The 13,282-nt window shown below is 45.2% G+C and carries 12 protein-coding genes; 10 read left to right on the top strand and 2 right to left on the bottom strand.

What is annotated here, in order from left to right; genetic code table 11:
- Positions 1–65: 65 nt before the first annotated feature.
- Positions 66–1,217: an N-acetylmuramoyl-L-alanine amidase gene (locus CA600_RS15035; protein WP_094871038.1), complete on the bottom strand. Its 1,152-nt coding sequence runs from the start codon at positions 1,215–1,217 to the stop codon at positions 66–68.
- 157 nt (positions 1,218–1,374) lie between these two features.
- Here CA600_RS15035 and CA600_RS15030 point away from each other — a divergent pair, with 157 nt between their 5' ends.
- Complete coding sequence (locus CA600_RS15030) at positions 1,375–2,382, top strand: TIR domain-containing protein (protein ID WP_094871036.1); 1,008 nt, start codon at positions 1,375–1,377, stop codon at positions 2,380–2,382.
- Positions 2,379–2,615 (top strand): hypothetical protein, encoded by a 237-nt coding sequence (locus CA600_RS15025; RefSeq protein WP_076285512.1) that lies wholly within the window; start codon positions 2,379–2,381, stop codon positions 2,613–2,615. Before CA600_RS15030 ends, CA600_RS15025 begins: the two co-directional genes overlap by 4 nt.
- A 605-nt stretch (positions 2,616–3,220) precedes the next feature.
- On the opposite strand, the gene CA600_RS15020 is transcribed toward CA600_RS15025, so the two are convergent.
- Positions 3,221–4,306, bottom strand: coding sequence for an LLM class flavin-dependent oxidoreductase (locus CA600_RS15020; protein WP_094871034.1), 1,086 nt, complete (start codon positions 4,304–4,306; stop codon positions 3,221–3,223).
- Between the two features lie 283 nt (positions 4,307–4,589).
- Here CA600_RS15020 and CA600_RS15015 point away from each other — a divergent pair, with 283 nt between their 5' ends.
- The 8 genes from CA600_RS15015 (at position 4,590) to CA600_RS14980 (ending at position 13,263) form a co-directional block, all read left to right on the top strand.
- The gene (locus CA600_RS15015; RefSeq protein ID WP_179281630.1) at positions 4,590–5,927 is read left to right on the top strand and encodes a PQQ-binding-like beta-propeller repeat protein; all 1,338 of its coding nucleotides are present in this window, start codon (positions 4,590–4,592) and stop codon (positions 5,925–5,927) included.
- Between the two features lie 162 nt (positions 5,928–6,089).
- Positions 6,090–7,373, top strand: coding sequence for an SLC13 family permease (locus tag CA600_RS15010; protein WP_094871030.1), 1,284 nt, complete (start codon positions 6,090–6,092; stop codon positions 7,371–7,373).
- Positions 7,374–7,553: 180 nt separating this feature from the next.
- A complete protein-coding gene (locus CA600_RS15005) occupies positions 7,554–8,330 on the top strand; it encodes an ABC transporter ATP-binding protein (RefSeq protein ID WP_094871028.1) in 777 nt (258 codons plus the stop codon).
- A gap of 138 nt (positions 8,331–8,468) precedes the next feature.
- A complete protein-coding gene (locus CA600_RS15000) occupies positions 8,469–9,272 on the top strand; it encodes an ABC transporter permease (protein WP_094871026.1) in 804 nt (267 codons plus the stop codon).
- A 36-nt stretch (positions 9,273–9,308) separates the two neighbouring features.
- Positions 9,309–10,196, top strand: a complete 888-nt coding sequence (locus CA600_RS14995) for an ABC transporter permease (protein WP_094871024.1) — start codon at positions 9,309–9,311, stop codon at positions 10,194–10,196.
- A 23-nt stretch (positions 10,197–10,219) separates the two neighbouring features.
- On the top strand, positions 10,220–11,827 hold the full coding sequence (locus tag CA600_RS14990; protein ID WP_094871022.1) for an FAD-dependent oxidoreductase: 1,608 nt from the start codon (positions 10,220–10,222) through the stop codon (positions 11,825–11,827).
- Positions 11,824–12,156: a 4Fe-4S dicluster domain-containing protein gene (locus CA600_RS14985; RefSeq protein ID WP_094871020.1), complete on the top strand. Its 333-nt coding sequence runs from the start codon at positions 11,824–11,826 to the stop codon at positions 12,154–12,156. Before CA600_RS14990 ends, CA600_RS14985 begins: the two co-directional genes overlap by 4 nt.
- 48 nt (positions 12,157–12,204) lie before the next feature.
- On the top strand, positions 12,205–13,263 hold the full coding sequence (locus tag CA600_RS14980; protein WP_094871018.1) for an ABC transporter substrate-binding protein: 1,059 nt from the start codon (positions 12,205–12,207) through the stop codon (positions 13,261–13,263).
- Positions 13,264–13,282: the final 19 nt, after the last annotated feature.

Genomic DNA, 13,282 nt, shown 5'->3' with positions numbered 1-13,282 from the left:
TCTAAACTTAAAGCAGGCTAGGGAATTTCCTAGCCTGCTTCTTTACTGATTATTTGTACGTCTGATTAGTTTTTGAAATAGTCTGCCAATCCTTCAGCGATCGCTTTGGCTGCTTTTTTCTGATAGGAGGATTTACGGACAATAGACTCGTCTGTAGGATTGGTAAGAAATCCGAGTTCAACTAAGGTAGCTGGTATGCGATTCTCCCTAAGGATATGATAATCACCAAAGGACAACCCGTTGCTCTTTAGACCAATGCCTTGCCCAAGTCTGGTTTCAATCGCCCGAGCGAGCTTCAGATCATCCGATTCGGAATAAAAGAAGGTTAGTGTCCCGGACACCTTTTTCGGAGAAGAATTATAATGAATGCTTACAAATGCATCTGCACGCAGAGCCTCACTCATCTGAACACGCCGAGCGAGTGTAGGCTTCTGATTCTCCCGGGTACGCGTCATTTCTACCCGTGCACCTTTAGCTAGAAGGGCATCACGAACATAAATTGCAGTTTGCAGATTCAAATCCTTTTCCATGGTGTTATATGTAGTGCCAAGCATTCCCGGATCACTGCCGCCATGACCAGGATCTACGACGATTAATTTACCTCGCAAATTCCCTGTGCGTGAAATACTGCTTGTAGTGCTTGTGCTTTTTGGCGTGGTTCCAGATCGGATATATTGCGCTGCGACCCAACCGATGTCACCGCTGGCTGTTCGAATTCGTGCCCAATCGTTCTGATGAAGGAGGAGGGTAGCTGTATCCTTAGCTTTTAAAGAACCGAGCACCTTATATTGTGTGCCTGGACCGCTTCGTACGCGTAGTGAATCTGCCGTAACTGTAACCTTTGTGGTACTACTCAAGGCGCTGGTTGAGGTGGAAGAAATAGTGCTGGGTTTGGAAGCTACCGATGATCCAGAAGCGCCAGATGGCTTGGAGCTATTGTTCACCTTTTTAAGGTAATAGCCGGCTACCCAGCCAGAGGTGTTCCCCGTCTTAACCTTTAACCACCCGTGCTGTTCATCGGTCACAGTTACTTTTGCTCCGTTCTTAATAGATCCTACAACAGTTGCATTCTTTGCCGGCTCATTGCGTACATTTAAAGAGTTCGCGTATACCTGAGCGGTATAACTAACGGCTGCCGTTTTAGCTTCAGCAGGCTGTGACGCTGTTATACCCATAAGGCTTGCTGCAAGCCATGTGACACCTATCATTTTTTTCATAGTATCCTCGCTTTTTCAAAGTAGTCGTAATTTTTTACCCATTTTACGAGGTTTAGAATAATATTTTTTGAGATATTTATGAGAACTTGGCCTCTTTTCCGGTGGTCTAAAGACTTGTATAATTATTACATATCGGGAAGGATGAAGGAGCACTGCCGTGACTAAACCAAAGCTATTCATTGGATCTTCCAGGGAATCCATACGTTATGCAAGAGCGATTCATGAGCAGCTGAAGAGGGATGCTGAAGTACATCCTTGGTATGCCAATGCCTTTCGAGCGAATGAATACACGATGGAGGCATTGGAGAGAAATTTGGATGAGAGTGATTTTGCCGTATTTGTGTTCTCGCCAGATGATGTTGCCAAAATACGCGGTAAATTTTATTATGTGACTCGTGATAATACGGGGTTTGAAATGGGATTGTTTTGGGCCAGATTACGGCGTAACCGCGTCTTTTGCTTAGTGCCGGATCAGGTGACTGCCCGCGATGATTTAATCCCTGGACAGAATGTTGAAGAATATCATCTATTGTCCGATTTGTCGGGAATTACAGCTTTAGAGTATGAGATGCACCATGATAATCCTACGGCTGCTGTGGATGTGAGCTGTGGTAAGATTATTGATAGTGTCCAGGGGTTTGGGAAATTCCGTGACCCGGTGAAAGATTTAGAGCAGCTAAAGATGGAATTAAGGCGCAAAGAAAGTATCCTTCATTTTTTTTGGCAATATAATAGTAATGTGACCATCTCTGAGGATGGAGAGAAGTATCACGCACTCAGTGAGGCGATCCGCAATTCTTTCTTACCTCCGAAGCATTGTCGTGTGATCGGTGCTGCGATCTGGCAGGCTCAAGAGAAAGAACAGCTTGTTCAGGTGGGAGGAAATGTCGGACGTGGGCACTCCTATTCCTTGACTGTAACGAAAGGGAAGGAGAAGCAGCCTAGTGTGGTAGATGCATTTTTATCGAGCAAATGGACTTTTTTTCAACGCACGGAAGTTGCGGAGGTATATATCCTATGCTATCCTCTAGGTAAGAAGTATGTTCTTTCCGTACACTTTTCAGGGAGTGATGGATTATCTGCGGATGATCTTAAGGCGGTAGTTGCGAATAATCAGGATTTATTCCGTACCATCAATCATTTAGTAGGGGAGGATTCAGCATGAAGCGAATAAAGGGTATTAACAACTTATCGGGTGCTGTTCTCCGCTCTGCAAGTGGTGGAAGCAGGAGTGCAGAAGATAATAAGAATACCACAAGCAAAACAGGGTCGAGCCATTCCGCTCAGCAACCAGCTTCAGCTCAAATTTATACTGCGCCTTCTTTAGATGGTGGAGACGATGAATATAAGAAGCTTATTAGCGGGAAGGTAGACAACAATAAACCATCCTTTGCGTAAAGAGCATAAGTGCTGTCTCGAAAGTAGTGAATCTACTTAGGGGGCAGCTTTTTTTTGCGTAAATGTAAGGATCGATTAATGAAGAGAATATTTGCACAAAAAGCAGCGCATTTGCAGGCTTTCTCTAGATCAGCGATAGGTATGGATAAATAGAGGAAATAATATGTCCATTGTGGGATGTGATGTGAGACGAGGACTAATGAAAGATTTTTTTAGAGTAATTAGGGAAAAACTCCCTGAAAATAGTTGGTAATTACCCTAAATGAACGGAATCAGGGATTTCCTCCCTAAAAATAAGAGCAATATCTATATTTAACACCGAATCAGGTCAATTATAGGGAGATATTCCCTAATTGTTAGTTTAATGAGCAGAAACCTTCGATTATTAGGGAGATATTCCCTAATTCCTAAGATGAGCTTCCGTTTCAATTCTTCAGCCTTGTTTTTTGAGTAGGATCAACTCAGCCGTTGTGAGGGCGCTCTACATAACGTGTTGCAGCAAGTCATAGTGCAACCAAGCCACAAACAATGTTACAGCAGCACATAGAAGCGCTTCTCCATTAACAGGAGAAGCGCTACTGTGCTTACTGAGACAGCCTCCAGCTCTATCGGCTATTCTTCTTGGCAATCTCGCGTCGTACAACAGGGGCGACCTCAGTTGCCAATAGTTCAATAGCTTTGGCTACCTTGGTGTAAGGAAGGCCGCCGATGTCGAGCTGAGTCATAAAGCGGCTATGGCCGAACAGCTCATGCTGATAGAGGATTTTTTCAATAATTTGCTGCGGGCTGCCCACAGCCATTGTGTTATCAGCAGATACATATCGTCCAAAGTCGTCACGAGAGACGTTGTATTCTTGTCCAGGTTTTGGGCTGATGGAATTACGATAGCTATAGTAGTACGGGTAATATTCATCGAGTGCCTGCTGTGAGGTTTCAGCAATGTAGCCGTGGCTAGTAATTGCAATCTTTAATGACTCAGGAGCATGCCCCGCCTGAATTCCAGCGCGTCGATAAGTAGCGGCAAGCTCTTGGAAAGGATCTGGACTGCCGCTAAGAATGGCGATGGCCATTCCAGTTCCGAGTGCTCCAGCTTTCTCCGCGCTTTCAGGAGAACCACCTACACCAATCCATACAGGAAGGCTTTGCTGAAGAGGGCGTGGTGCAATCTCAGAATCCTTCAAGGATGAGCGGAAGGAACCCTCCCAATTCATAATTTCATGCTTATTCAGCTCCAAGAGCAGATTAATGTTCTCGGCGAATAGCTTATGATAGTCTTCAAGTTCATATCCAAAGAGCGGAAAAGATTCCACAAAAGCACCACGTCCGGCAATAATCTCTGCGCGGCCATTTGACAGTAAATCAAGTGTGGCGAAATCCTCGAACACGCGCACAGGATCAATGGTGCTTAATACAGTAGTGGCGCTCGTCAGCTTGATTCTACGGGTAACCTGAGAGATGGCTGCCAGAACGACTGGAACCGAAGAAATTGCAAAATCAAGTCGGTGATGTTCACCTACACCAAATACATCAAGCCCTGCTTCATCTGCCAGCTTGGCCGCAGCTATCACTTCGTCGAGTCGTTGTTTCGGGCTGATCTTATTACCGGTATGACAATCCGCTACAATGTCTCCTAAAGTGTAGATACCGAATTCAAAATCGGATGCAGATGCTGTGGTTACCTCGTTACTCATGTTAACAAACCCCTTGTTATTCATATATTTGTTGGATCTTGTTCGTTTTATGAAAGAATGTGATTATTATAACACAATTACTTACAAAATGTAAGTTTATGAGTAAATGTTTTGATTTCTTCTTTTGTTAATGGCAAAATGAGGAATAATAATCCATGTTTTTACATTCTCATCTTCATTAGTATTATATTTGATTTTGAGAATCTATCCTAATGAGGGGAATCACGTACACACAGCTTTTTTGAAATGGGGAAATGAGGTACATATGAGGAGGAGTTGGGCCGTGAGAGGAACATTATTGAAATCATGTCTTCGTGCTACAGTTATTGGTTTAGGAGTATTGTTTATGGTAAATCCTGTACAAGCTGCTGCGGTTGATTCACATACCTCGTATATAGGCTCAAATTTTGATGACTATTATGCAAACCTGTCTGCTGCAAAGGTTGAGTGGTCAACCACGATGGATTTACCAACTTTAGGAGATATATCGACAGACTACCTCATGGGTAAGGGCGTTGTTGCAGCCGGCACAGGTAAAGCTTTTATCCTTCAAAAGGGCCAGCTTTTAGCCATTAACGCCCAGACGGGAAAAGTAATGTGGAAATACGGCTCCAAATTAAAGGCTCCGATACTTTATCAAGATGGCGTGGCCTATGTGACTTCAGAAGCGGGTACGATCTACGCAGTCAACGCGGCTACTGGAAAAAATAAATGGAGTTCATCAGCAAACAGTAAAGGCATCAGCCAATTAGTTATTGATAAAGATCAGCTTTTTGCCGCCAATGGGGATATTCATGCCTTCAATCTAAAGGATGGAAAATTGCAGTGGCGTGATAATTTCGGTGAAAAGCTGTATGAACCGTTCATGGTTAAGGGAAACCTGATATTAGCTCAAAACTCAGAATCCGGAGCGTATACGTATGACATTCTACATGCCTTTGATCGAAATACGGGTAAAGAACTTTGGAATAACAGAGATTATTATTTTCCGATTACTGAGATTAACGGAACGCTTATCACACAACGAAAGGCTACCTTATTCGATGCTCTTCCTCTTACTACACTCGATAGTTTGGATGTTAAGACAGGTAAAGTAGTGAAGACAGTCGTTTATAACCCTGCTAATATAGACCCAAATGATCCCGAGGCACCAAAGGGGGGCAGTGCCTGGAGCGATGGTGACAGAATTTTTATAACAGGACAAAAAGGAGTCTACAGCTACCCAGTCAATGCTGACCCTTCTACCGTAATACGCGATAATTATTCCTACGAATCCATTGGAGATAAGCTGTCCTACGCGGCGGGTCCCTATGATGGAAGAATCCTCTTCAGCAACGGACAAAGCATTTATGGTGTTAAAATGGCGAATAAGTCAGCGGTTCAGTATAGTGGAATCAGCAATCCGATTGCCCGCTTCGATCTACTGGGACATGGTATGTATGTCGCCCAGACCGACGGCAAATTAATCGCAATAGATTTGATTTCCGCAAAACCGATGGTGCAGCTCAAAACTTCGGATAGAGTATTTGGACCAACCCTGCTGGAAAGCGGTATGATCATTGTGCAGAGCAAAGGGAAGTTAACTGCTTTTACGGAGCCGCAGGCTCTCAAGATGAAATAGTAGAACATCTAAGCGGCTCGCCGAAGAATTTCGGTGGGGTCGTTTTTTTATGGAATATCCACAATTCCAGTGTGAAAAAAACAAATCTATTTTATGATAAATAGGTTATATAATGAGTAGGTTATACATTAACGAAATTAAAGAGAAGGACCGGGGGATAACATGGAACAGCAAGCGATTTGGGCAATAGGTATTTTTCTACTGATTTATGGACTGATTATTTCCGAAAAAATTCACCGTACAATCTTAGCGATGTTAGGCGCTATTGTTATGGTAGCGATGGGCATTGTGGATCAGGAGACGGCACTGCATCATATTGATTTTAATACCCTTGGACTACTTGTGGGGATGATGATGATTGTAGGGATTACTGCAGAGACAGGACTCTTTAAATATGCGGCTGTGAAATCAGCTAAGTTAGCAAAAGGAAAGCCGAGACGGATACTGATTGCCTTGTTTGTTATTACTGCACTCGCTTCAGCTTTCTTGGACAATGTGACAACAGTACTGCTAATGGTACCCGTTACCTTCAGTATTACAAGGCAATTGCGCATAAATCCGCTGCCTTTTTTGATGTCACAAATTATCGCATCAAATGTCGGTGGAACAGCAACATTGATTGGAGATCCGCCGAATATTATGATTGGCAGTGCTGTGAAAGAGCTAACGTTTATGTCTTTTATCAACAATCTGGCACCCGTGATTATCATCATTATGTTGGCGTATATCCCGCTCCTATTACTGATGTTTGGGAAGCAAATTAAATCCACACCAGAATTGCAGCAGAGTATCATGGACATGGATGAGAAAGCAATGATTACGGATCATAAGCTGCTGCGAAAATGCCTGGTTGTACTCGGAATTACGATTACCGGGTTCTTTTTACATCAGGCATTACATTTGGAGTCCGCTACAGTTGCTTTAGCGGGGGCTTTTTTATTGCTCTTATTAACTGGAGGAGAACACATGCTGGAAAAAGCTTTTCACAGCGTGGAATGGATTACGATCTTCTTTTTTATCGGACTGTTTGTGTTGGTATCAGGACTCGTCGAAACAGGTGTCATCGCGGAGCTGGCTGCCAAAGCAATTGATTTAACGGGTGGGGATGTGCTCATGAGCTCGATGATGATCTTATGGGTCAGTGCAATAGCTTCTGCGTTTCTTGATAACATTCCTTTTGTAGCAACGATGATTCCTTTAATACAGGAGATGGGGCAGATGGGGATCACCAATCTGGAGCCCCTCTGGTGGAGTCTAGCCTTGGGTGCCTGCTTGGGTGGCAATGGTACATTGATCGGTGCCAGTGCTAATCTGATCGTTGCGGGTCTAGCTGGAAAGGAGGGCTATCCGATTACATTTATGAAGTATTTGAAGGTGGGTTTCCCTTTAATGCTGCTGTCCATTGTGATCTCAAGTGTATATTTATATTTAAGATATCTAATGTGAACAAGTGTGTCTGAAAAAGTTTTATTGTTGACAGCTTTTCAAATGGATGATATTTTAAATATTATAATTCCAATTGATTTACTTTGAATAATAATTACCGACTGTTCCTACAGAGGTATTGCGAATGTAAAAGCGCAATACCTCTGTTTTTTTGTATACAGAATTGAAGGAGGGGTCACGATGGGAGAAGCATTGCTGTCGATTTCAAATCTAAATAAACGTTTTGAGTCTGCCGGAGGGCATGTTCAGGCACTGTATAATGTTGATCTCCATGTGCAAGAGGGCGAATTCATTACGGTCATCGGGCCCAGTGGCTGCGGAAAAAGCACGCTGCTGCGCATCGTGGCCGGTTTGGACAGTGGATATACGGGGAGTGTTACCTTAGGAGGGACGGAAATTGGAGGTCCCGGCATCGATAAGGGGTTTATTTTTCAAGAGCATCGTCTATTTCCTTGGCTCACCGTAGAGAAGAATATTGCTTCCGATTTGACGCTAGGCAACAAGGAAATTAGACGCAAGGTCGATGAGTTGATTGATCTCGTCAAGCTAAATGGGTTTGAGAAATCCTATCCCCGGGAGTTATCGGGAGGGATGGCCCAACGGGTAGCGATAGCCCGTGCGCTGCTGCGAAATCCCAAAATTCTGTTGCTGGATGAACCGTTTGGTGCACTGGATGCATTCACTAGAGCGCATATGCAGACAGTCTTGCTGGACATTTGGAGGGCCAACAAAACAACCATGATTTTTGTAACGCATGATATTGATGAGGCTGTATTTCTAGGTAATCGGGTAGTGATTCTAGAACCCCGCCCCGGAAAAATACGTAAGATTGTACCGGTAGATTTACCGTATCCACGTAAAAAAACAACGTCTTCCTTTCAAGAGCTACGCCTGAAGGTATTGAATTATTTTGAAAAAGTCGATGAGCTTGAGCTTATTGATGGGGCAGGAATATAGAATTCACAAATTTAAGTAGCTTAATGACTATAAAGATGTCGACCATACCGATGGAGACTTTCGAAATGAACTAACATTCGAGGGTCTCTTTTTGTTATTTAAAGTGAAGGTAAAGCTTAAAAAAGGTGGGTGCAGAGTATGACAAATCGGGCGATGGCCGTAAGAACTTCCGGACGCCCCGGAAAGGTAACGACTTTGGGACTGGGTCTCCTGCTGCCGGGCAGTGTACTGATTCTGTGGCAGACTCTTGGACACTACGGAATGATCTCAGATATGTTGTTCCCGACGCCGTATACCATTGCTGAATCTTTTGTAGCCTTGGCCGCTTCAGGAGATTTATGGCCAAACTTTAGGATCAGCTTGGTCAGAGCCCTATCCGGATTCCTGCTCGGTGGTGGACTTGGTCTGCTATTAGGCATTCTCGTAGGTCTGTTCCGCAGATCAGAGAAATTGCTAGATCCATCCCTGCAAATGATTCGTATGATCCCGAGTCTGGCGGTAGTCCCGCTGTTCATCTTATGGTTCGGGATCGGTGAGGAGTCGAAGGTGTTACTGATTGCTAAGGGGGCATTTTTCCCACTGTATATTAATACGTTCATGGGCATCCGCGGCGTGGATAACAAGCTGTTCGAAGTATCTCGAGTGCTTGGATTTAGCCCTATAAAGCAAATTGTAAGATTAGTACTTCCAGCGGCGCTGCCGAATATTATTCTCGGAGTACGCCTTTCCTTGGGGCTCTCTTGGTTAGGTCTGGTAGTCGCAGAACTGATTGCCTCCACTTCAGGCATTGGGTATATGATGTCGGACGCGCGTCAATTCGCGGATACACCTGTGGTGTTCGTGGGAATTATTATTTTTGCCATTGCAGGACTGGTGAGTGATTCTCTTGTTCGCTACATTGAACGACGGCTGCTGAGATGGCAGGACAACTATCGCGGATAAACAGAAAACGCGCATGAAACGAAAGGGGGATACGCCATGAGCGATGGAGTAGAAGCTATTTTGAAAAATACTACAAGAGCAAGAGAATCGCTAGATAGCAGTGATATTGCTCCTTTATCGACTAAGAAATTGGAGAAATCGGCGGTATCTATAGCATGGAAATCTCTACTGTCAGATTGGGGAACGGGCGCTATCATTCCGGTGGTGACGCTCATTCTTTGGCAGCTGGCAGGAAGCACCGGAATGATCTCTGCGCAGTTTCTGCCGACTCCATTGTCGATCGCCAGAGCTTTTACAGACCTATTGGTGACTGGAGAGTTAACTCATCATCTTGGGGTCAGTATGGGGAGAGCGGGCATTGGTTTTCTTATCGGAGGTGTGCTAGGTCTTTTATTTGGGATACTGACTGGCTTGTTTCGCAGTGTGGAATATGTGCTTGATCCCAGTGTACAGGTACTTAGGCTTGTTCCTCATCTAGCTATAGCACCACTGATTATTTTGTGGTTCGGCTTTGGGGAAATGTCCAAAGTAGTGATCATTCTGACAGGGTCGTTCTTTCCGCTCTATATTAATACCTTTATGGGCATTCGCAATGTGGACAATAAGCTGTTCGAGGTATCTCGGGTGTTGGGTTTTAGCCCTTATCAAAAGCTGCGCAGGCTGATATTACCAGCAGCTTTGCCCGGAATTTTGTTAGGATTACGACTGTCTTTGGCTGTAGCATGGATCGGTCTTGTTGTAGCTGAACTCATTGGATCACAGTCCGGCATTGGATTCCTTATCAATGAGGCGAAGCAGAATTCCAATACAGAGGTTGTGTTTGTGGGCATTATTATTTTTGCAATTGTCGGTAAGCTGATCGATTCATTGTTCCGAATCATTGAACGTAAGTTCCTGTTCTGGCGCGATAGTTACGAAGGGTAAATCATTTGAGGAGGTCTTGAGCTATGCGTGGATCGATACAAAAAGGATCGTTGAATTTGGTGGCGGATGTGCTTGTTATAGGTGGAGGACCGGCAGGAACATGGGCAGCCCTTACGGCCTCAGCGAAGGGTGCGAAAGTTGTCCTCGCAGATAAAGGCTACTGCGGTTCGAGCGGTGCAACGGCCCCCTCAGGAACAGGAGTCTGGTATGTGAAGCCGGATGAGAAGCTCCGGGAGGAGGCCAAAGCAAGTCGTTATACATTGGGCGGTCAGTTGGCTGAATCCCGCTGGATGGACCGAGTGCTAGACCGTACCTATGCCAATATGAACAAACTTGGCGTTTCAGGATATCCATTCCCTGTAGATGAGCAGGGTAACCAGTATCGTAAAAGTCTTCAGGGACCGGAATATATGAAATTAATGCGTAAGCTGGTGAAAAAGGCGGGCGTTAAAATTTTAGATCATAGCCCAGCCATGGAGCTCCTTGCGGATGAGCATGGCGTAGCTGGAGCGGCTGGAGTCCATACCCAGAGTGGTGATACCTGGACGGTTCAAGCAGGGGCAGTCGTTATTGCTACTGGGGGTTGTGCCTTCCTAAGTAAGGCGCTTGGTTGCAACGTGCTTACTGGTGATGGCTATCTATTTGCAGCTGAGGCTGGGGCGAACTTGTCCGGCATGGAATTCTCTAATGCCTACGCGATCTGCCCTACGTTCTCCTCTGTAACCAAGACAGCATATTACAACTATGCCAGCTTTTATTATGAGGATGGAAGCATTGTGGAAGGGGCGGGTTCCAAGAAAGGGCGTTCAGTTATCGCTCGGAATCTGCTAGCAGGCAATCAGGTATACGCCAAGTTGGATGGAGCACCAGAAGATTTAAGACCTCTTCTGCGGGTGGCGCAGACGAACTTTTTTCTACCCTTTGATCGACAAGGGATCGATCCTTTCAAGGATGCTTTTCCGGTTACGCTTCGTCTCGAAGGAACGGTTCGTGGGACGGGTGGTATTCATATCACAGACGAAAGCTGTGGCACAGGTGTTCCCGGACTTTATGCGGCAGGAGATGCAGCTACTCGTGAGCTAATTTGCGGGGGATTTACTGGTGGTGGCAGCCATAATGCGGCTTGGGCTATGTCATCCGGCAGTTTTGCAGGAGAAGGGGCTGCTATCTATGCGCAGAGCCTTGGCTCGAATGCAGCGTACCGTAATCCAGTCGGCTTATCATCTTCCCCACTGGTTCATCAAGAAGTGAAGCCTGGAGTATCAGCTCATACGTCAGAGGTTGTGTCTGCTGTGCAGGCTGAAGTGAAGCCGTATGACATTAATTTATTCCGTACGGACAAAGGGCTGACCTCTTCATTAGGCCGTCTGAATGAATTGTGGAAAGAACAGCGTAGCCGTGAGATTCAGCGTACCCCTGAAGGGGTTAAAGCGCGTGAAGCAGAAGCCATGACTGCAACTGCCCGTTGGATGTACAATTCCGCGCTTGCCCGTACGGAGACGAGGGGCATGCATAAGCGTGAAGATTTTAAGGGAACGGATCAAGAACAGCATCATCGCTTAATTAGCGGTGGATTGGATCAGGTATGGGTGAAGACAGAAGCCGTGGCCAAGGAGGGGGTTCTATCGTGATTGAGGTGATCAGCGCTGCCAGATGTGTAGAGTGCAACCAATGTGTATCGGTCTGCCCGACCAATGTCTTCGAACGGGTAGAGGATGGCATTCCTGTTATTGCCCGGCAGAGCGATTGCCAGACTTGCTTTATGTGTGAGCTGTATTGTCCTGTGGATGCTCTCTACGTTGCGCCAGATTCAGAGAAAGTGATTGGGGTGACAGAGGCAGGGCTAGAGGAGCAGGGATTACTTGGTGGTTATCGTGAAAAGGTAGGCTGGGGCAAAGGCAGACAACCGGTAGCAAGTCATGACTTTATGTACCAATTGGCGTCGAGGGCAGGGTTCTGACCTTGATTAAGATTAAGATAAATAACATAAATCTAGGGGGAGAAAGAAATGAAACCAGCGTACAGAGAGATTCAAGGGAAACGTTCTAAAAGGATACGATTTGCACTTTTAACTACGATTATGATGGTTATGCTGGTACTTCAGGCTTGCGGAAATAACGCTGGAGGTAATGGAGCATCTGCATCCGGCGGCTCTAGTACAGAGAAATCTGGAGGCAAATCCGAAAGTAACGTTCCAGCGGTACTGAACTTTGGTTTTATAGGCTCTAATAAGTTGAATGTGCCAGGTGGCGCGGAGGGCTGGGGATTTTATAAAGGGATCATTCAAGAAGAGCTGAAGAAATATGGCATTACTGAAGTGAAGCTTACGGGCTTTCCAAACGGTCCCGATCAGACAGAATCCTTAATTAGTGGTCGATTAGATATCGGCAGCCTTGGGGATACACCTGCTATTATTGCTTATGCTTCTGGTGCCAAGACACGTCTGATTTCACAATCCTCAGCCAACACTATCGGTTATCTAATCGGTAAGAAAGATGGACCAAAGACGGTGAAAGATCTGCAAGGGAAGACTATTGCCATTCAAAAAGGCTCTTTTATGCACCGTTATGTCGTTGGATTACTTCAGGAGGAAGGCGTAACTGACTACAAACTCGTGCATATGCTCATTCCGGATGCTACCGCAGCTTTAGCCCGTGGAGATGTAGATGCTACAACGAATCTTGGTGTTCCTGCGCTGAAGTTAATTGACCAAGGCTACACTCATTTAGATGATGCCTCGAAGCATCCGAATCTGCTTGGCACCAGTGCAACTGTTGTGTCTGAGGACTATCTGGCGAAATTCCCTGATTTTCCGAAGGTGTGGAACGAGGCTCGTGAGAAAGCTTTAGCAGATCTTAAGCAGCATGAGGATGAGTATTATCAATTTCTGGCTGAAATCGGAGATACAACGCCAGAGCTGGCGAAGCAAGTAAATCCAATCAGTGATATCAAAGATACCGCGTTTACTAACGAAGGAACCAAGCTACTAGAGGGTACCAAGAACTTCCTTGTCGAAGAAAAACTAGCGAAAAAAGACTTTAATATTAGCGATTGGCAGCTGAAATAACTATGGCTGGAAAGCGAAA

The organism is Paenibacillus sp. VTT E-133280 (genome assembly GCF_002264385.1).
Classification (GTDB): Bacteria; Bacillota; Bacilli; order Paenibacillales; family Paenibacillaceae; genus Paenibacillus_AQ; species Paenibacillus_AQ nitricinens.
The sequence above is the reverse complement of the archived record's forward strand: the minus strand, read 5'-3'. Positions and strand labels throughout refer to the sequence as shown.